General features: G+C 36.9%; 16 protein-coding genes and 1 pseudogene. 16 read left to right on the forward strand and 1 reads right to left on the reverse strand.

Translation table 11 applies throughout. The features are described 5' to 3' along the window. Positions 1-199: 199 nt before the first annotated feature. The 8 genes from FG384_RS05180 to FG384_RS05215 all read left to right on the forward strand — a co-directional run bounded on the left by FG384_RS05180 (position 200) and on the right by FG384_RS05215 (position 8,022). Complete coding sequence (locus FG384_RS05180) at positions 200-1,006, forward strand: DUF3388 domain-containing protein (protein WP_142641520.1); 807 nt, start codon at positions 200-202, stop codon at positions 1,004-1,006. A 17-nt stretch (positions 1,007-1,023) separates the two neighbouring features. Next, positions 1,024-1,881, forward strand: a complete 858-nt coding sequence (locus tag FG384_RS05185) for a helix-turn-helix domain-containing protein (protein WP_142641521.1) — start codon at positions 1,024-1,026, stop codon at positions 1,879-1,881. A gap of 57 nt (positions 1,882-1,938) precedes the next feature. Beyond that, positions 1,939-2,517, forward strand: coding sequence for a CDP-diacylglycerol--glycerol-3-phosphate 3-phosphatidyltransferase (gene pgsA / locus FG384_RS05190; RefSeq protein ID WP_142641629.1), 579 nt, complete (start codon positions 1,939-1,941; stop codon positions 2,515-2,517). An 18-nt stretch (positions 2,518-2,535) separates the two neighbouring features. Continuing rightward, on the forward strand, positions 2,536-3,792 hold the full coding sequence (locus tag FG384_RS05195; RefSeq protein ID WP_142641522.1) for a competence/damage-inducible protein A: 1,257 nt from the start codon (positions 2,536-2,538) through the stop codon (positions 3,790-3,792). Positions 3,793-3,994: 202 nt separating this feature from the next. After that, the gene (gene recA, locus FG384_RS05200) at positions 3,995-5,059 is read left to right on the forward strand and encodes a recombinase RecA (protein WP_142641523.1); all 1,065 of its coding nucleotides are present in this window, start codon (positions 3,995-3,997) and stop codon (positions 5,057-5,059) included. Positions 5,060-5,260: 201 nt separating this feature from the next. Further along, positions 5,261-6,820, forward strand: a complete 1,560-nt coding sequence (rny, locus tag FG384_RS05205; RefSeq protein WP_142641524.1) for a ribonuclease Y — start codon at positions 5,261-5,263, stop codon at positions 6,818-6,820. A gap of 55 nt (positions 6,821-6,875) precedes the next feature. Continuing rightward, complete coding sequence (locus FG384_RS05210) at positions 6,876-7,670, forward strand: TIGR00282 family metallophosphoesterase (RefSeq protein ID WP_142641525.1); 795 nt, start codon at positions 6,876-6,878, stop codon at positions 7,668-7,670. A gap of 85 nt (positions 7,671-7,755) precedes the next feature. Beyond that, complete coding sequence (locus FG384_RS05215) at positions 7,756-8,022, forward strand: stage V sporulation protein S (protein ID WP_093060206.1); 267 nt, start codon at positions 7,756-7,758, stop codon at positions 8,020-8,022. 1,085 nt (positions 8,023-9,107) lie between these two features. Here the strand turns inward: FG384_RS05215 and FG384_RS20505 are convergent. After that, positions 9,108-9,203 (reverse strand): annotated as a pseudogene (locus tag FG384_RS20505) (hypothetical protein); the annotation flags it as partial. 259 nt (positions 9,204-9,462) lie between these two features. On the opposite strand from FG384_RS20505, the gene FG384_RS05220 reads away from it, so the two are divergent. The 8 genes from FG384_RS05220 to FG384_RS05255 all read left to right on the forward strand — a co-directional run bounded on the left by FG384_RS05220 (position 9,463) and on the right by FG384_RS05255 (position 20,470). Further along, positions 9,463-11,217, forward strand: a complete 1,755-nt coding sequence (locus FG384_RS05220) for a 2-oxoacid:acceptor oxidoreductase subunit alpha (protein WP_142641526.1) — start codon at positions 9,463-9,465, stop codon at positions 11,215-11,217. Continuing rightward, a complete protein-coding gene (locus FG384_RS05225; protein ID WP_142641527.1) occupies positions 11,204-12,070 on the forward strand; it encodes a 2-oxoacid:ferredoxin oxidoreductase subunit beta in 867 nt (288 codons plus the stop codon). The genes FG384_RS05220 and FG384_RS05225 overlap by 14 nt, the downstream gene beginning before the upstream one ends. Before the next feature lie 336 nt (positions 12,071-12,406). Further along, positions 12,407-13,954, forward strand: a complete 1,548-nt coding sequence (gene miaB, locus FG384_RS05230; RefSeq protein WP_142641528.1) for a tRNA (N6-isopentenyl adenosine(37)-C2)-methylthiotransferase MiaB — start codon at positions 12,407-12,409, stop codon at positions 13,952-13,954. Further along, the gene (locus FG384_RS05235; RefSeq protein WP_142641529.1) at positions 13,954-14,388 is read left to right on the forward strand and encodes a YlbF/YmcA family competence regulator; all 435 of its coding nucleotides are present in this window, start codon (positions 13,954-13,956) and stop codon (positions 14,386-14,388) included. The genes miaB and FG384_RS05235 overlap by 1 nt, the downstream gene beginning before the upstream one ends. A 181-nt stretch (positions 14,389-14,569) precedes the next feature. Continuing rightward, a complete protein-coding gene (locus FG384_RS05240; RefSeq protein ID WP_142641530.1) occupies positions 14,570-15,577 on the forward strand; it encodes a TAXI family TRAP transporter solute-binding subunit in 1,008 nt (335 codons plus the stop codon). A gap of 75 nt (positions 15,578-15,652) precedes the next feature. Continuing rightward, entirely contained in the window at positions 15,653-16,162 is a 510-nt protein-coding gene (locus tag FG384_RS05245) for a DUF1850 domain-containing protein (protein ID WP_142641531.1), read from the forward strand. After that, positions 16,152-18,170, forward strand: a complete 2,019-nt coding sequence (locus tag FG384_RS05250; protein WP_142641532.1) for a TRAP transporter permease — start codon at positions 16,152-16,154, stop codon at positions 18,168-18,170. Before FG384_RS05245 ends, FG384_RS05250 begins: the two co-directional genes overlap by 11 nt. 1,298 nt (positions 18,171-19,468) lie before the next feature. Further along, a complete protein-coding gene (locus FG384_RS05255; protein ID WP_142641533.1) occupies positions 19,469-20,470 on the forward strand; it encodes a LytTR family transcriptional regulator DNA-binding domain-containing protein in 1,002 nt (333 codons plus the stop codon). The last annotated feature ends 1 nt before the right edge of the window (position 20,471 follow it).

The following is a 20,471-nucleotide window of genomic DNA, read 5'->3' on the forward strand; positions in this document are numbered from 1 at the left end:
GGCGACTTAGTAACGTTTTTTTATGTGTTGTGAGCAGGATCTGTATGGATAAAAGGAAGTTAGACATTCATAATCGGAGGAAAAGAAAAGAGAGATATACTTACTCTTTTCTTTTTTTCTTTTATTCACCAGAGAAATCATATATGATAGAACTTATAATGAACTGAAACGTCATCTACATAGAGAGGACAGATGGGCAATGGCTAGTGAGTGGTTTTTTGAATACGAAATTCAAATAAATCGTCCCGGACTTTTAGGAGATATTTCTTCCTTACTTGGTATGTTGAGAGTGAATATTGTCACGATTAATGGAGTGGATGAAGGTCGACGTGGTATGCTTATTAAAGCAGAAAAAAAAGAAAATATTGAACGCTTTGAGCATATTGCTTCTACAATGGAAACAATCCATTTAACTAAATTTAGAGAACCGAAGCTACGAGATCGTTTAGCTGTTCGACATGGTAGATATATTCAACGTGATGCCGACGATAAAAAAACATTTCGTTTTGTTCGTGATGAACTTGGGCTTCTCGTAGACTTTATGGCAGAAATTTTTAAACAAGATGGCCATAAGCTAATTGGAATAAGAGGCATGCCTCGTGTAGGGAAAACGGAATCGGTTGTAGCAGCAAGTGTATGTGCTAATAAAAAATGGATTTTTCTTTCATCCACAATGATTAAGCAAACAATTAGAAGTCAACTTGCAGGGGATGAATTTAGTGACCGCAATATTTTCATACTAGATGGTATTGTGACGAGAAATTCAAACGATGAAAAGCATTTACAGTTAGTAAGAGAAATGATGCGTATGCCTACTATCAAAGTCGTAGAACATCCGGATATGTTTATCCAGCATTCAGAGTATTCTATTGACGATTTTGACTATATTATTGAACTTCGTCATAGTCCAGAAGAGCAAATTACGTATGAAATGATGGAGAAAAACCACAGTATGTCCGACAATGGAATGGGTGGATTTGGCGGATTTGGTGGATTTAATTTTTAATGGGTAGGTGTTTTTAGGTGACAGAATTAGGGGCTCGCTTAAAAGAAGCGAGAACGGCAAAAGGATACAGTATTGATGATCTACAAGAAATTACAAAAATTCAAAAAAGATACTTGGCTGGCATAGAAGAAGGAAATTACGCAACGATGCCAGGTGCATTTTATGTGCGTGCGTTTATAAAACAATATGCAGATGCAGTCGGATTGAATGGGGACGAGTTATTAGAAACGTATAAAATGGAAATCCCATCTCCAACAAATGAGGATGTTTCTAAAAATATCCCTGCTACTCCTTCAAGAAGATCTCTAGGTGGTCGTTCTTCTAACAAGTTCATGGAGATTTTTCCAATGCTCGTTGTTGGTTTATTCATCATTGCAATTATTGTTATTGTTTGGACTTTATTTCAAAACTTACCTAAAGATACACCGGAACAAGTGGATACTGGAGATGGTCTAACCATTGAAACAAAACCACAACAACCTCAAGTTAAACCAGACGCTGAGGAAGAAAATGATCCAGTTGAAGAGGAAAAAGAAGAGGTTGTAGAAGAACCTGAAAAGGTTGAGCAGCAATTGACATTGATTGAAACACAAGGTGATACATCCACATATGAATTAACTGGTGCTGAAAATTATAAAGTGAAAATTGTAGCAGCCAATAATACGTGGCTGAATATTAGAGATCAGGACAATAAGATTTTGGTTGATCAAGCGGTTAATGCTGGTCAAACGTACGAATTAGATGCAACTAGCTTTACTAGAGTTCGTATCCGTATGGGCTATACTACTGGTAATACGCTGTATATGAATGATCAAATAGTTGAATTTCCAACCGATAGAACTACGCAAAACTTAGTAATACAGTTCAACAAATAGTCATCTAATAGATGGCTATTTTGTTTGAAAAATCAAAGGAGCTCGTTTTACATGAAAATGAATATACCAAATCAGATATCCATGTTTCGGATTTTTTTAATCCCGATATTTATGTTTTTTATGCTTGTTGATTTTAACTGGGGGGATGTTAGTTTTCTTGGAGCTACAATTCCAACCGGACATTTAATAGGAGCGATTATTTTTATCATAGCTTCTATTACAGATTTTATTGATGGATATTATGCTAGAAAATATAATTTAGTGACGAATATGGGGAAATTTTTAGATCCGTTAGCCGATAAGTTACTTGTTTCAGCTGCTCTTATTATTTTAGTTCAATTTGGCATTGCCCCAGCTTGGGTAGTTATTCTAATTATTAGCCGAGAGTTTGCTGTTACAGGACTAAGATTGATATTGGCGAATGAAGGAGAAGTAGTTGCTGCAAATCAGCTTGGAAAGATTAAAATGTGGACTCAAATTATCGCTATTTCTTCACTATTGCTAGGTAATGTTTTCTTTGAAATGTTCTCATTCCCGTTTGCAACTATTATGCTATATGTTTCATTATTCTTTACGTTATGGTCAGGGTTCGATTACTTCTATTTAAATCGTAAAGTGTTACTTGACTCAAAGTAGGAAGGAAGTATTACTAAGATGAAAGCAGAAATAATCGCAGTAGGTTCTGAGTTATTGCTAGGTCAAATTTCAAACACGAATGCCAGATTTATCTCTTCCCAACTTGCAGAGCTAGGAATTGATGTATATTACCATACAGTTGTAGGTGATAATCCGAATCGATTATTAGATTCTATAAAGATTGCTGAAGGACGAGCGGATCTACTCATTTTTACTGGTGGATTAGGTCCTACGAAAGATGATTTAACAAAAGAAACAATAGCTAATCATTTAAACAAGAAATTAGTAATGGATGATCATGCCTTAATTTATATCGAAGATTTTTTTAAAAGAATGAATCGAGAGATGACCGAAAACAATAAAAAACAAGCATTGGTTCTCGAAGGCTGTACTGTTCTTCCAAATAAGCATGGAATGGCGCCTGGAATGCTCCTGAGTAACGAGAAACACTCTTATATACTTTTACCAGGGCCACCAAAAGAAATGGAGCCAATGTTCCAATTTGAAGCAAAACCATTACTACCAAAACTGCTCAATGAAGAAACAATTATATTGTCTCATGTCATTCGTTTCTATGGAATTGGTGAGGCTGAATTAGAGACAAAAGTACAGGATTTACTGGAAAATCAAACAAATCCTACTCTTGCTCCACTTGCTTCTGATGGTGAAGTCACATTACGTCTAACGGCTAAAAGTGACACAGAAAAGGATGCATGGCATAAAATAGAAACCCTTCAAGCCGAAATTTTACAAAGAGTAGGAAATTTTGTTTATGGATATAACAATGACTCCCTAGCTTCTAAGCTTAGAGAACTATTAATCGATAATAACTTGACCATTTCTGCAGCTGAAAGTATGACGGCTGGTTTGTTTCAATCTGAACTAGCAGAAGTACCTGGTATGGGCGAAGCATTAGTTGGTGGAATGATTACATACACAGAAAAGATAAAAGTAGAACAGTTAGGTGTTAAACAACAATTATTAAGTGATTATGGGGTAGTTTCTAGTCAATGTGCGGAAGAAATGGCTGTTCGAATAAAAGAAAAGTTTGGAACGAATATTGGAATTGGCATCACAGGAGCAGCAGGACCAGATGGACATGGCGGACAGCCAGCAGGAACTGTTTGGATTGGTATAGCTTTAGACCAAATGGCTCCAGTTTCTTATAAATTAAGTCTTACTGGTATGAGAAATACAAATAGATTAAGAGCAGTAAAATTTACAATCCATTATTTAATACGATTACTTCGTGAAGAGGGAATTGCGAAAATTTAATCTTTCTAGAAACGCTCAAAATTAAATTTTATACAATAAAAACGGCCTAAAATTCAGTTTTGAGCCGTTTTTCGCTTTCAAATTTATATTGTCGTTAAAAATAAACGAATAAACGTTCGCTTTTTTCTTGTATATTTCTCACACACCGAGTATAGTAGTAGTAGAAATAAAAAACTGATTTTCTTATAAGGAGGAAATACTTTTGAGTAACGATCGTAAAGCAGCATTGGAAATGGCTTTAAAACAAATAGAGAAACAGTTTGGTAAGGGTTCTATTATGAAACTGGGAGAAAAGACGGATCGAGAAATTTCAACGTCATCTAGTGGTTCTCTAGCGCTTGATGCAGCGTTAGGAATTGGCGGATATCCAAGAGGACGTATTATTGAAATATATGGCCCAGAAAGTTCAGGTAAAACAACTGTAGCACTTCATGCGATTGCAGAAGTTCAAAAAAACGGAGGACAGGCAGCATTTATTGATGCTGAGCACGCACTTGATCCCGTATATGCACAAAAATTAGGTGTAAATATTGATGAATTACTTTTATCTCAACCAGATACAGGAGAGCAAGCACTTGAAATCGCAGAAGCATTAGTACGTAGTGGTGCTGTGGAAATTTTAGTTATTGACTCAGTAGCTGCTCTAGTACCGAAAGCAGAAATAGAAGGAGAAATGGGAGATTCCCATGTTGGTCTTCAAGCACGCTTAATGTCACAAGCATTACGTAAACTTTCAGGTGCTATTAATAAATCAAATACTATCGCGATTTTCATAAACCAAATTCGTGAAAAAGTAGGGGTAATGTTCGGAAATCCAGAAGTTACACCAGGTGGTCGTGCACTTAAATTTTATAGCTCAGTTCGATTAGAAGTGAGACGTGCAGAAGCATTAAAACAAGGAACGGATATTGTTGGGAATAAAACAAAAATTAAAGTTGTGAAAAACAAAGTAGCACCTCCGTTCAGAACGGCAGAAGTAGACATCATGTACGGAGAAGGAATTTCTCAAGAAGGAGAAATTATCGATCTTGGATCTGAGATGGATATTGTCCAAAAAAGTGGTTCTTGGTATGCGTATAATGAAGAGCGCTTAGGGCAAGGTAGAGAAAACGCAAAGCAATTCTTAAAAGAAAATCCAGCAACTAAAAATGAAATTGCAGTAAAAATTCGTGAATCTCTAGGAATGACTGCGGGCTCTTATACAATTGCAGGACATGAACCTGAAGAAGAAGACGAAGAATTCGAATTATTGTTAGATGAAAAATAATAAATGTAAAAAGTCTCCCGATTTTTGGGAGACTTTTTTTGTAACTATTCTTTCCGATTCCTTGACAGAGTATTTCTACATCTATACAATTAAAACTGTATAATTTCTTTACTAATATTATGATAAAAAGGCAATACATATATGTGTTTACATGTATGGGCCGACTGAACTTAAAAATGTATAGCAATAGGGGGTGTTCAAATGCCATATGAAATTATCATCTCCGCTTTGCTTGGTCTGTTTGTCGGTGCCGTTGTTGGTTATATTTTTCTAAAAAAAGTGAACGATTCAAAAGTGACTGGTGCAAAACAATCTTCTGTACTCATCTTAGATGAAGCAAAGCGAGAAGCAGAAGCGTTAAAGAAAGAAGCACTATTAGAAGCCAAAGATGAAACTCACCAATTACGAAGTGAAGCAGAATCTGACATCCGTGAACGCCGTATGGAACTGCAAAAACAGGAAAATCGGTTATTACAAAGAGAAGAGAATCTTGATCGTAAGGATGATGCTCTAAACAAGAGAGAAGTAGGTCTTGAGCGTAAAGAAGATGCTCTAACCGAAAGACAACAGCATATTGAACAGATGGAAAGCAAAGTGGACGAGCTAGTTGGAAAACAACAAAGCGAACTAGAAAGAATTTCTACGTTAACACGTGAAGAAGCAAAAGGAATTATTCTTCAAGAAGTAGAAAACGAGCTTACTACTGATATAGCTATTATGACGAAAGAATCGGAAACTCGTGCAAAAGAAGAGTCCGATAAAAAGTCACGTGAGATTCTTTCACTTGCATTACAACGTTTTGCAGCTGATCATGTAGCAGAAACAACAGTTTCCGTTGTAAACTTACCTAACGATGAGATGAAAGGTCGTATCATTGGTCGTGAAGGTCGAAACATTCGTACGCTTGAAACTTTAACTGGAATTGATTTAATTATTGATGATACACCAGAAGCTGTTATTCTATCAGGATTTGATCCAATACGTAGAGAAACTGCTCGTTTAGCTCTTGAAAAATTGGTACAAGATGGTCGTATACATCCTGCGCGAATTGAGGAAATGGTAGAAAAATCAAGACGTGAAGTGGATGAACAAATTCGCGAAATTGGAGAACAAACGACGTTTGATGTTGGTATTCATAATTTACATCCAGATTTAATGAAAATTCTAGGTAGACTTCGCTATCGTACTAGCTATGGTCAAAATGTGTTGAAGCATTCAACAGAAGTAGCATTTTTAGCAGGTTTACTTGCTGCAGAGCTCGGTGAAGATGTTACACTAGCGAGACGTGCAGGATTACTTCACGATATTGGAAAAGCAATTGACCATGAAGTAGAAGGAAGTCATGTAGAAATTGGCGTAGAGCTTGCAACAAAGTATAAAGAACATCCTGTAGTTATAAACAGTATAGCTTCTCACCACGGAGATACAGAAGCAACTTCTGTTATTGCCGTACTAGTGGCTGCAGCAGACGCATTATCTGCAGCACGACCAGGTGCAAGAAGTGAAACATTAGAAAATTATATTCGTCGTTTAGAAAAACTGGAAGAGATTTCTGAATCTTACGATGGAGTAGAAAAATCTTTTGCTATACAAGCAGGAAGAGAGATTCGTATTATGGTTCGTCCAGACCAAATTGATGATATATCTGCGCATCGTTTGGCTAGAGATATACGTAAACGAATCGAAGAAGAGCTAGATTATCCAGGTCATATTAAAGTGACAGTAATCAGGGAAACTAGAGCTGTAGAATACGCAAAATAATAAATGAAAGGCTTCGAAAAGAAGCCTTTTTTTCGTGAAAGGATTGAAGAAATAGATGAAAATATTATTTATAGGTGACATAGTTGGTTCTATTGGAAGAGATACTTTGGAAAGCTATTTACCAAGACTAAAAAGAAAATACTCGCCAGACGTAGTAATTGCGAATGGAGAAAATGCTGCTGCAGGACGTGGAATTACAAAGAGTATTTTTCAATCATTACTGCATATGGGTGTAGATGTTGTAACAATGGGTAACCACACATGGGATCAAAAAGAAATTATGGACTTTATAGATGATACTGATTATTTAATCCGTCCAGCAAACTTTTCAGAGGAAGCGCCAGGAAAAGGGATGACCTCCATTACTAAAAATGGACAAACTATATCTATTATTAATTTACATGGAAGAACTTTCTTACCACCTCATGATGATCCATTTAAGAAAGCAACGGAATTGGTAGAAGAAGCAAAAAAAATATCACCAATCATATTTGTAGATTTTCATGCAGAGGCCACTAGTGAAAAAATTGCATTAGGATGGCATTTAGATGGAAAAGCATCCGTTGTCGTTGGAACGCATACACATGTACAAACAGCAGATTCACGTATTTTACCAGAGGGAACGGCTTATATTACGGACGTTGGTATGACAGGACCATATGATGGCGTCTTAGGGATGAAAAAAGAAGATGTATTATACCGTTTTCAAACGAATATGCCAGCACGTTTTGAAGTGCCAAAAAGTGGTCGTTCAGTATTAAGTGGATTTTTTGTGGAAGTAAACGATTATGGAAAAGCTGTACATCAGGAACGAGTTTATATTAACGAAGATTATCCGTTTAAAGGTTAAAAGAGTCTAAAAAATTTCCTTAAAGCATAGGTTAGATTATGAACGAAAGCAAGTTCATAATCTAGCGATAAAAGGAGAAATGATAGTGGATTCTTTAAAAGTATCTTCTCGTTCAAACCCAAATTCAGTTGCTGGTGCATTGGTTGCAGTAATAAGAGAACAAGGGTATGCAGAGATGCAAGCAGTAGGAGCAGGGGCATTAAATCAGGCAATTAAAGCTATTGCCATTGCAAGAGGATTTGTCGCACCAAGTGGAACAGACTTAACATGTTCACCTGCATTCACAGATATTATTATTTCAGGTGAAGATCGAACTGCTTTGAAGTTATTAGTAGAAAAAAAAGTAAAATAGCTTCAGACTACCCATAAAATACTGTACTCAGTTGGGTGAGTAAATTATAGGTCTATTTGAGAGCTGGATAAAGGCAAGAAAGGCAACTAATGCCACTAGTGCGAAGAACTTAGGTTGCCTTACTAAACAAGCATTTCAAGACAGTTTGAAGAGGATGCTTTCGGATTTATATTTTTTCATAAACCTAAAGCCGCTACTTTTATTAGTAGCGGCTTACAGCTTGTCGACAAATGCATTTTTATGAATCAACATGTATTAAGAACATAGTGATTATTGTGCTTTTCCTGTAGCAATCGCTTCAGGCGGGCGCTTTCCGCTGAAAAATAGGAAGGGCCCTCCACGGAGACTCCTGTGGGAATAGCTTGAGCTGAAGACCCCGCAGGAAAGACACGAGGGCACTGAAAAAGTGTCATTCAAATAAATTATCTATCAAATAGTCCTAAGAGAATTTATCGCTTTGGCATTCGCTTTCCACGGGCGAGCGACGAGCCTCCTCCTTCGCTATGCTTCGTGCGGGGTTTTGGACGCTCCGTTTTTTCGCAGGATTCTCGTAAATTTTTCCTTTATGTATAAGGAATCTAGTAGTTGTTATGAGAAGGCATTCCTAATAAAATTAAAGTGATTAGCTAGAAAGAGTTCCATCTTTTTTCTTATAAAATGAATGAAGACTAGTTGAACGGAAAAAGCTACTCGCTTTTCGCGGAGAATCGCCAAGCATACTCCTCACTGCAATGAGGGCACTGAAAACCCATCTTTGTTTTAATAAATACTTTTCATTTCTAGAAAATCGTTGAAGAAGGCGACACTCCTGCGGGAATAGCGTTAGTCGAAGACCCCGCAGCGAAGCGAGGAGGCTGAGGCAACGCCCGCGGAAAGGGAGGCCACTGAAAAACCAAAATTCAGAAAATAAAGTCACCACTTGAGAAGTATATTTGTATCAAAATTGGCATGACGTCCCCATAAACACCCTAAAAAGTGAAGGAATTATGGGATTTCGTTTTTATTTTTTGAAAAAAAGTGACTTTTTCAGTGGCCTCCGGAAAGGGAGCCGTTTCAACGATTTTCTTATTTACTGGAATATTAGACTACCTCATTTGGCAAAATCGAATTATAGGGACTTTTTCAGTGACTTTGCAGTGACGAGGAGGCTGAAGCCAAGTCCACTGAAAGCGAAGTGGCGGGCCCTGCTGATTCTCTTATACATCTCCATTCATTGTAAAACGAATTTGTCTAAAGTCTGAAAGCCGCTACTTTCATAAGTAGCGGCTAAAATTTAGCATTTCATACATAGTGACGATAATCTGAATATATTGTGACGAAGCAATTCCGTCAAAGGTCTGATTTTCATGAAAAATATTGTGAATACATAGTGAATATCACTACTTCGTGATAAACTAATGAAGGTAAAAGCATTCAACCAGATAGTAAGGAGATGTTTATATGTTGCAACAGCTTTCTTGGAAAGTAGGAGGGCAGCAAGGAGAGGGTATCGAAAGTACTGGTGAGATTTTCTCAATGGCGATGAATCGCCTTGGATATTACCTTTATGGATATCGTCATTTCTCTTCTCGTATTAAAGGTGGTCATACGAATAATAAAATCTGTGTACGACCTACGCAAGTTCGTACAATCCCAGATGATTTAGATATACTTGTAGCTTTTGATCAAGAAACAATCGATGTTAATTACAAAGAGCTTACAGAAAAAAGTGTTATATTAGCAGACGCTAAATTTTCACCTGTTTCTCCAGAGGATTGTTTAGCACCAATGTATATTGTTCCGTTTACGGAAATTGCGGCGGAGTTAGGTACATCATTAATGAAAAATATGGTGGCAATTGGTGCAACTTCCGCATTGTTGAACTTAGATAAAGCAGTATTTCAAGGTGTGGTAGATGAGATTTTTGGTAAAAAAGGAACAGAAGTAGTAGAAAAAAATATGCAGGCGATTCAACAAGGCTTTGATGTAATGGCTGAGCAACTAGGGGACCGTTTAGGAGAATGGCAACTAATTGAAGCAGATGGAAAACATCGTATGTTCATGATTGGAAATGATGCAATTGCACTTGGTGCACTAACAGCAGGAGTTCGTTTCATGGCAGCCTATCCAATTACTCCAGCTTCTGAAATCATGGAATATATGATTAAAAAGCTACCGCTATTTGGTGGTGCAGTCATTCAAACAGAAGACGAAATAGCTGCAGCAACAATGGCAATTGGATCAAACTACGGCGGTGTACGAGCGTTTACGGCATCTGCAGGACCGGGCCTTTCACTTATGATGGAAGCAATAGGCTTATCCGGTATGACAGAGCAGCCACTTGTAATAGTGGATACACAACGTGGTGGTCCTTCAACTGGTCTTCCAACTAAACAAGAGCAATCTGACTTAATGCAAATGATTTATGGAACACATGGTGAAATTCCAAAAGTAGTTATTGCACCAAGTACAGGAGAAGAAGCGTTTTTTGATACGATTCAAGCATTTAATATTGCAGAAGAATTACAACTTCCTGTCATTATCTTGTCTGACTTACAATTATCACTTGGTAAACAAACCGTTGATCCATTTGATTATTCAAAAATTGAAATTAGACGCGGTAAATTAGTTCAAAACGAAGAAATCCCTGAATCAGTGGATAAATCGTATTTTAAACGTTTTGAAGTAACAGAAGACGGTGTTTCTCCACGTGTTTTACCAGGAACAGCACATGCTATTCACCACGTAACAGGTGTCGAGCACGATGAAACTGGAAAGCCATCAGAAGCAGCTACAAATCGTATAGCTCAAATGGACAAGCGTATGAAAAAATTAAAGCATGTTCAATTTAATGAACCTGTATATAAAAATGTACCTTACGAAGAAGCAGATATCTTATTTGTTGGTTTCAATTCAACTAGAGGTGTATTAGAGGAATTACAACAAACACTGATATCACAAGGAATGAAAGTGAATCATGCACATATCCGATTAATTCACCCATTCCCTGTAGAGGAAATGCAACCATTAGTAGCAAATGCAAAAAAAGTAGTTGTTGTAGAAAATAATGCTACAGGGCAACTAGCGAACATTTTAAAAATGAATGTTGGTGGACATGACAAAGTAGTAAATGTAACAAAATACGACGGTACACCATTTTTACCATTACAGCTTGAAAAACAAGTAAAGGAGTTGCTAGCAGATGGTAACATTTAAGGATTTTAGAAATAATGTAAAGCCAAACTGGTGCCCTGGGTGTGGTGACTTTTCTGTTCAAGCAGCAATTCAACGCGCAGCAGCAAATGTTGGAATCCAACCACATGATTTAGCTGTTATTTCTGGTATTGGTTGTTCTGGACGTATTTCTGGGTACATCCATTCTTACGGATTCCATGGTATCCATGGACGTGCATTACCTATTGCACAAGGCTTAAAAATGGCCAATAAAGATCTTCATGTTATTGCCTCAGGAGGAGACGGAGACGGATTCGCAATTGGTCTTGGACATACTATCCACTCGATACGTCGTAACATTGATTTAACATACGTAGTAATGGATAACCAAATTTACGGATTAACAAAAGGGCAAACTTCTCCAAGGTCAGCAGAAGGATTTAAAACAAAATCAACACCAGGCGGTGCAATTGAGCCCTCTCTTAAACCTCTTGAATTAGCGCTAACATCAGGTGCAACTTTTGTAGCACAAGGATTTTCATCTGATATTAAAGAGTTGACTGCAATCATCGAAGCGGGGATTAATCATAAAGGGTTTTCTTTTATAAATGTATTCAGTCCATGCGTAACGTACAATAAAGTAAATACGTATGATTGGTTCAAAGAAAACCTAACAAAACTTTCCGATGTGGAGGGTTATGATCATACAAATCGCGAAGAAGCAATAAAAGTTGTGATGGAAAATGAAGGACTAGTGACTGGAATTATTTATCAAAACGAAGAAGCACCTTCATATCAAGCACAGGTACCTGGATATGCAGATACACCACTTGTTGACCAAAACTTGAAGATGAGTGAACAAGAATTTAACACTTTATTACAAGACTTTATGTGATATCCTAGACTGCCAATGCAATCGGTAGTCTCAGACTGTTGACAAACGCTTTCATTCTTCGTTACTTGCATTTCGTTGTAAGCTCATGAACTTTAGTTCTATTCGCTTCCGCCTCATGCGTCGTGCCTCGACTGACAAGCGTTTTCAAGTCAGTCTGAAGTGGTCTTCGAAACATGATTTTGTCTACAACCCGAGACTGCCGATGCAATCGGTAGTCTTTTTTTATGTCTAATTAAGTACTTTTCATGTTTAATCCTTGTAGCACTAGTATGCTATTCAGTATAATAATAGGATGGATATTCGTATTACCATCGAATGAAAGAAAGGAGAGTTCTTATGAACGAAGAATCCCGTTTACAAAGTGCTCAAATAAAAGAATCTAATTCTCCGGACAAAAAATCCGAGAAGGATTATAGTAAATATTTTCAAGCCGTATACACTCCGCCTTCCTTAAAAGAAGCGAAAAAACGAGGAAAAGAAGAAGTAACTTATCATAACGATTTTGCCATTGCGGAAGAATTTAGAGGTATGGGTCAAAACCGCAAATTTTATATACGTACGTATGGCTGTCAAATGAATGAGCATGACACAGAAGTTATGGCAGGTATCTTCATGCAGCTTGGATACGAGCCAACTGATACAGTGGACGATGCAAATGTCATTCTTTTAAACACATGTGCCATTCGTGAAAATGCGGAAAACAAAGTGTTTGGTGAACTTGGACATTTAAAGCATTTAAAACAAAATAATCCAGATGTTTTAATCGGTGTCTGTGGTTGCATGTCTCAGGAAGAATCTGTAGTAAATAAAATTCTTAAAACGTATAACCAAGTCGATATGATTTTCGGAACACATAATATTCATAGACTTCCGAACATATTAAATGAGGCGTACCTTTCGAAAGAAATGGTTGTTGAAGTTTGGTCTAAAGAAGGCGACGTTATTGAAAACTTGCCGCGAGTTAGAAAAGGCTCTATTAAAGCTTGGGTTAATATTATGTATGGCTGCGATAAGTTCTGTACATACTGCATTGTTCCTTACACACGAGGAAAAGAGCGCAGTAGACGACCAGAGGATATTATTCAAGAAATTAGACATCTTGCAGCTCAAGGCTATAAAGAAGTAACATTACTTGGTCAAAATGTTAATGCGTACGGAAAAGACTTTGAAGACTTAGATTATCGTTTTGGAGATTTAATGGATGACCTTCGTAAAATAGATGTAGCACGTATTCGTTTCATGACAAGTCATCCAAGAGACTTCGATGATCATCTCATTGAAGTACTTGCAAAAGGTGGAAACTTAGTCGACCATATTCATTTACCTGTTCAATCAGGATCTTCCGATATTCTAAAAATAATGGCTCGCAAATACACAAGAGAACATTATTTAGAACTAGTTCGTAAAATAAAAGAAGCGATTCCAACCGCATCGTTAACAACAGACATAATTGTTGGATTCCCAAATGAAACAGATGAGCAATTTGAGGAAACAATGTCGTTATATAAAGAAGTTGGTTTCGAAATTGCATATACGTATATTTACTCTCCACGTGAAGGTACACCGGCTGCAAAAATGGTGGATAATGTACCAATGGAAGTGAAAAAAGAGCGTCTTCAACGCTTAAATGCACTTGTAAATGAAATGTCTGCGGAAGCAATGAAAAAGTATGAAGGTCAAATTGTCGAAGTACTAGTAGAAGGAGAAAGTAAAAATAATCCCGATGTACTTGCAGGATATACGCCAAAAAGCAAGCTAGTTAACTTTGTTGGACCAAAAGAAATCATTGGTCAGCTTGTACAAGTGAGAATTACTGATGCAAAAACATGGTCACTTACTGGAGAACTAGTAGAAGTACCAAATGGACAAAAGGTGGGAATATAATGACTACAAAATATACAAGAGACGATATTATCGAGAAAGCAAAAGAAATTGCAACAATGATTGCAAATACAGAAGAAGTAGATTTCTTCAAGCGTGCTGAAGCACAAATTAATGAAAATCAAACAGTTCGTGAAAAAATTGCTAGCCTGAAAAGCTTACAAAAACAAGCAGTGAACTTTCAACATTTAGGAAAAGAAAAAGCGTTAAAAATGATCGAAGGTAAAATTGAAGCTATTGAAGCTGAAATTGATGAACTACCAATCGTTCAAGAGTTTAAACAATCACAAGGAGATGTGAACAGTCTCTTACAGTTGGTTGCAAACTCTATTTCCAACAGTGTAACTAATCAAATTATTGAAGCAACAGAAGGCGATTTGCTACGAGGAGAAACAGGTTCAAAAGTTCAAAATACAAATCCAGGTAGCTGCTCTTAATTCAAAAATAGATTCTCAATTAGAACATACATTACATCTGAAAAGATATAGTGTATGTTTTTTTTTATGATTTAAACATTATGAAAACACCGAATTCACATAATAGGTTGACAATTGAAAGCGGTTTTATGTTAATATTATTATGTGCATGGGGAATCTACATAAAAAGGGAGGAATTGGAATGAAGAGAAAACAATTTAAATTGCTAACAATTTTGAGCTTATTTGCTCTATTAGTATTATCAGCATGTGGAACTACTGAAAGTGGATCAGGAAGTACAACAGATAGCGATGCTGATAAGGATTCTGGTAAAACAAAAGTAGATTACAAATTTTTAAGTCTATTAACTGGTGGAACTCAAGGTACATATTATCCACTTGGCGGAACATTTGCAGAATTAATTACAACGGATACTGGGGTTAAAACTACTGCCGAAGTTTCTCAAGCATCAGCTGCAAATATGACAGCTTTGCAAAATGGCGAAGGTGAAATTGCTTTCGTTCAAACTGACATAGCGTACTATGGTACTGAAGGGATACTAATGTTCGAAGGTAAAAAGACGGACTCAGTATCTGCACTAGGTGCTCTTTACCCAGAAACAATTCAATTGGTAACTTTAGAAAATTCAGGAATTACTTCATACGATGACCTAAAAGGTAAAAAAGTCTCTGTAGGTGCTCCAGGTTCTGGTACTTACGCAAACGCTGAACAATTACTTGAAATTCATGGTTTATCAATGAAAGATATCCAAGCACAAAATTTAGATTTCGGTGAGTCAACAGAAGGTATCCAATCAGGACAAATCGACGCAGCATTTATCACAGCTGGTTATCCTACAAGTGCAGTTGAAGCGTTAAATGCAACGAACAAAGTTTCAATAATTCCAGTAAGTAATGACAAAGCAGAAGCATTAATAGAAAAATATCCATATTATGCGAAAGATGCAATTCCTAAAGGAACTTACGGTTTAGATTCAGAAGTGCCAGCTGTATCTGTTTTAGCGATGCTAGCAGTTAAAAAGGATCTTCCAGAAGACCTAGTATATGAAATTACAAAAGCGATTTATGACAACACAGATAAAATTAGCCACGCAAAAGGTGAATTCATTAAAGCTGAAACTGGATTAGATGGTATTGGTATTGAAGTTCATCCAGGCGCACAAAAATATTTTGACGAAGTAAAAAAATAATCAAAGAGTAAAAAAGGGGGCTCAGTTGCGAATAGCTTCGAGCCTCTTTTTTATTAAGTGGGGTTTAGTCAACAAGTGAAAAAAATACTTGTGATACTAATCATTTTCATTATTTGTAGTATATTTTTTATTCCATTTTGGCAGGTGTTTACTTTTACAGAAACACGAAATGAATATCCAGACCTCCACTATATATCGATAAATGGCGGAAATGACTTTCAAATAATTTTTACGCATTCTATTCATCTAACCGATGTTATTGAAAGTTATAGAGTACTAGATACGAATGAAATTCGTTTAATGTCTATGCAATACAGCGATGTTGCAATCGGTATGCCGGGTTATGCTGAGGAAGGTCAAACGTTATTGTACAAGGATGGAATTTACACATTGCAATACGATGAAGCGATATTAAAGGATTTTACTATACATATTGGTGATGTTGACTATAAGTTGAATTTCAAATATGGTACAAAATATTTTGATTTAAAAGAAGAGCTTGTGAAAGGAAAGTCGTATTTATTCGAAGTAAAGAATATATCTTTATATGAAATACTGAAAGGAGTCAAATTAAATGGACGATAAGAACAACACGAAATTACAAACAAATCAGTTTGAAGAATTGTCTGTTGAGGATCAACAGGCTATTCTAGAAAAATACGATCTTGAATCGAATACGCGTACTTTAGGCGGGGTATTGAAACATGTTATTTTCTTTGGTTTAATGGCATTTTCTTTATTTCAACTGTACACAGCTATTTTTGGACAATTTCCAGCTCAAATACAACGAACGGTACACTTAGGATTCGGTTTAGTTTTTATTTTCTTATTGTTTCCAGCAAAACGTAAACTTTCGAAGACTAAAATTCCGTTTTATGATTTTATTTTAGCAATAGGGGCAATTCTAGTTGGAAGCTATTGGACGATAAATTATCATCGTTTAGTACAGAGCTTGGGACAGCTAGAGGGAATGGACTTTTTCGTAGGTTTGCTTGCAATACTACTTGTTTTAGAAGCAGCAAGACGTGCAGTAGGATTGCCTATTACAATCATTGCTTCCTTGTTCTTAGTGTATGCGTATTTAGGTCCTTATTTCCCGGACTTTATGGCTCACCGAGGACAAAGTATTGATAATATCGTCAATTTAATGTTCTTTACGACAGACGGAATTTTAGGAACACCGCTTGCCGTTTCTTCCACGTATATTTTTGCATTCTTATTATTCGGAGCTTTCTTGGTGAAAACTGGAGTTGGGCAATATTTTAACGATTTATCTGTTGCGGTTGCTGGAAAGTTAACCGGTGGTCCGGCAAAAGTTGCTATCTTCTCATCTGCACTTCAAGGGACTATTTCAGGTAGTTCTGTAGCAAACGTTGTTACGTCTGGTGCATATACTATTCCGATGATGAAGTCACTCGGCTACAAGAAGGAGTTTGCTGGTGCGGTTGAGGCATCTTCTTCAACTGGTGGTCAGCTAATGCCTCCAATAATGGGGGCAGCAGCGTTCTTAATGGTTGAATTTATCGGCCGTGGAGTGACGTATTGGGATATTGCAAAAGCTGCTGCAATTCCTGCTTTACTTTACTTTACAGGTATTTGGATTATGACCCATTTCGAAGCAAAACGATTAGGACTTCGTGGGTTAACTGATGATCAAATGCCAGATCGCAAAGAAATATTTAAAAAGCTTTATTTAATTTTACCGATTTTCTTAATTATCGTGTTAATGATGGTAGGAGTTCCTGTCATTCACTCTGCACTGTACGGAATAGTTGCGTGTATCGTAGTTAGTATGTTTAACAAAGATACACGAATAGGTCCACTTGATATTTTAGATGCATTAGTGGATGGTGCTCGTACAGCTCTAGGTGTAGTAGCTGCTACGGCATGTGCTGGCATTATAGTAGGAGTTGTTGTTAAAACTGGATTAGGATTAAGTTTAGCGACGAGCTTAGTGAAACTTGCTGGAGGAAGTATTTTATTAACATTGTTCTTTGTTATGATTGCATCGCTTATTTTAGGTATGGGTGCTCCTACAACGGCAAACTATGTTATTACTTCAACAATTGCAGCACCAGCTATTATTGCATTATTAGCACCTGACACACCTCAAAGTGCTGTCCCAATCGTTGTGTTATTATCAGCGCATTTCTTCGTGTTCTATTTCGGAATAATAGCCGATATAACCCCTCCTGTTGCCCTTGCCGCATTTGCAGCATCAGGTATATCTGGTGGGGATCCAATAAAAACGGGAGTGCAAGCATCGAAATTAGCTATAGCAGCTTTTATTATTCCTTATATGGTCGTATTCTCTCCAACCTTGTTAATGGTTGATACAAATTTATGGGAGATAATATGGGTTGTCTTTACTGCACTAACTGGAATGATAGCTATTGGGGCAGGGATGATTGGTTATTGGTATCGTAAAGTTACCTGGATTGAAAGAATTCTCGCAGTTGGAGCTGGTCTATTATTGATCTATCCTGAAAGTTTTTCTGATATTGCCGGCTTAATTCTATTTGCTGTTCTTTTCACGATCCAATATATGACGCGTGAAAAAACTGATCAAAATAAAAAAGCTGTAATAGCTTAATATAAAAATAAAAACACGTGCCTTTGAACTGCACCCCCATTGTTAGACAACATCTAGCATTTGGAGGTGCAGTTCACTTTTGGGTTCGTGTTTTATTAAAAGATAAGAAAGTATAGAAACTTGGTATGTCATGAACACAGGTATCATGGTCTTTTGTCAAAGGATTCCGTTACAAGTGGAGGCTTTCCGCGGCAGTTGCTTCAGTTCGAGGCCACTGAAAAAGTGTTATTCAAATAAATGTTCTATCAAATAGTCGTTAAGAGAATTTATCGCTTTGGCATTCGCTTTCCGCAGGTCAGCGAAGAGCCTCCGCGGGCCAACACGATGTTGGTCATGAAGGCGTTGCCTCAGGAAGAGGCGCCCTTAGCCTTCCTTCCTCTCTGCTGCTTCGTGCGGGGTCTCGTCTGTCTCGCTTTCCCGCAGGAGTCTCATGCGTTGCGCTAAATTCTCTTAAATAAATTCAGCAAATAGTTCCTACAAAAATACTAATTCGAGTTTTTTAGTGGCCTCCTCGGCACAGCTGGCGTGTCTTCGACTAATGCTTAACCCTCAGGAGTCGCCGCTTGTAAAGAAATCCATCTAGTTTAGAAGAATGTAATCATGCTCCGTCTATTTATTGATTTTACGGAGTACTTCCTTCTGCATTTATCGTGATAATTGTAGACATACATAGATGAGTCGAATCTTTTGAGCAAGTTTTTCTCTTTTTAGAAATAGAGTAAAAGAAGTAGTCATGCTATCTTTGTTTCGCTTACGATTCAAATGTTCGTCATTTTACTTATAAACAGCTGCAATTATGAATAGTTCCATATTAGTTGATTAGAGCGCAGGTGGCGACTTCTGCTGGAATAGCATTAGCATAAGGCCCTGTAGGAACGTAGTGAGGGCACTGAAAAACTGTCTATTTTACATTTCTAGAAAATCGTTGAAAAAGGGGACACTCCAGCGGGAATAGCGTTAGTCGAAGACCCCGCAGCGAAGCGAGGAGACTGAGGCAACGCCCGCGGAAAGGGAGCCGTTTCAACGATTTTCTTATTAATGGACTATTGGACAATCTCATCTGGCACCGTAGAATTATTGGGATTTTTTCAGCGCCCTCAACGCAGTGACGAGGAGACTGAAGCCATGCCTGCGAAAAGCGTCCTACGTAACGGAAATCAACGGTATTTCTACGGTTACTCTTCTTATAAGGGAAGGGCGTCTTTTGCCCGGTTTTTCTTACATTTCCCCTTCCTTTTTGTGGTAAGATATTACTATTATAATACGAATGTTAAGAATAATAGAAATGAGGATATTAAATGGCACTAAAATTTATTGATGCTGAAAAACATATAAATGATACGATTATTTTTCCTTCGTTCAGTTTAGATGTTTTACCGAATGAAGTCGCAGCAATTTGTACAAGTGTGAACGTTCGGGAGCAGCTTATTGATATATTGCTAGGTACAAAGTTGTTATCAAATGGTAATATACAAAATCTTTCCGAAAAGAGATTAGCATTCTTTTTTCTTAACGATGGTCTATATGAACGCCTTTCGGTGAATGAGTTATTGAAATTTTACCAACAGCTATATCAGTCAGATGAATCAACAGAAAATATTATTCGAATTGTACAATTGGATTTGAAAAAAAATAAAAAAATAAAAGACCTTACATACTCTGAAAAAAAACGAGCTCAGCTAGCATGTATTCTCTTACAAAATTCAGAAGTTTACATAATGGAAGAACCCGATCAAAATCTAGATGTTGAGTCAAAAAGGATATTCATATCAGTGCTAAACCAACTTCGATTAACAAAAAAAACGGTACTCATATTAACGAGTCATCTCGAAAGTGCAGTAACTGTTGCTGATAAAACATATCGGTTAGACGAAAAAGGACTTCACATAGTACAAACAGAGGAAGTGCAACAAAACGTTTCTGATGTAGAGATAGAAAAGGAAGATAAAGGAATTCAACCAATTCGATTCGAGAAAATACCTACAAAAGTAAATGAAAAAATCGTTTTATTTAATCCACCTGAAATCGATTTTATAGAAAGTACAGACGGACAATCGTTTATACATATTAAAGGAGAAAATTTCCCTTGTAGTTTTACATTAAATGAATTAGAAGAACGGCTATTACCATTTGGATTTTTTCGATGCCATCGATCGTATATCGTGAATTTACAAAAGGTCCGAGAAGTAATTACATGGACGAGAAATAGTTTTAGTCTTGTTTTAGAGGATGAAAAAACGTCTGTACCGTTGTCCAAAACAAAAATGGCGGATTTAAAAGGAATTTTGGGGCTTAAATAAG

The sequence above is a fragment of the Psychrobacillus vulpis genome (genome assembly GCF_006861825.1).
GTDB lineage: Bacteria > Bacillota > Bacilli > Bacillales_A > Planococcaceae > Psychrobacillus > Psychrobacillus vulpis.

Coding starts and splice junctions, on each gene's coding strand:
- FG384_RS05180 (WP_142641520.1), top strand. CDS start 200: ATGGCTAGTGAGTGGTTTTTTGAATACGAAATTCAAATAAATCGTCCC.
- pgsA (WP_142641629.1), top strand. CDS start 1,939: ATGAATATACCAAATCAGATATCCATGTTTCGGATTTTTTTAATCCCG.
- FG384_RS05195 (WP_142641522.1), top strand. CDS start 2,536: ATGAAAGCAGAAATAATCGCAGTAGGTTCTGAGTTATTGCTAGGTCAA.
- rny (WP_142641524.1), top strand. CDS start 5,261: ATGCCATATGAAATTATCATCTCCGCTTTGCTTGGTCTGTTTGTCGGT.
- FG384_RS05210 (WP_142641525.1), top strand. CDS start 6,876: ATGAAAATATTATTTATAGGTGACATAGTTGGTTCTATTGGAAGAGAT.
- FG384_RS05220 (WP_142641526.1), top strand. CDS start 9,463: ATGTTGCAACAGCTTTCTTGGAAAGTAGGAGGGCAGCAAGGAGAGGGT.
- FG384_RS05225 (WP_142641527.1), top strand. CDS start 11,204: ATGGTAACATTTAAGGATTTTAGAAATAATGTAAAGCCAAACTGGTGC.
- miaB (WP_142641528.1), top strand. CDS start 12,407: ATGAACGAAGAATCCCGTTTACAAAGTGCTCAAATAAAAGAATCTAAT.
- FG384_RS05235 (WP_142641529.1), top strand. CDS start 13,954: ATGACTACAAAATATACAAGAGACGATATTATCGAGAAAGCAAAAGAA.
- FG384_RS05240 (WP_142641530.1), top strand. CDS start 14,570: ATGAAGAGAAAACAATTTAAATTGCTAACAATTTTGAGCTTATTTGCT.
- FG384_RS05250 (WP_142641532.1), top strand. CDS start 16,152: ATGGACGATAAGAACAACACGAAATTACAAACAAATCAGTTTGAAGAA.
- FG384_RS05255 (WP_142641533.1), top strand. CDS start 19,469: ATGGCACTAAAATTTATTGATGCTGAAAAACATATAAATGATACGATT.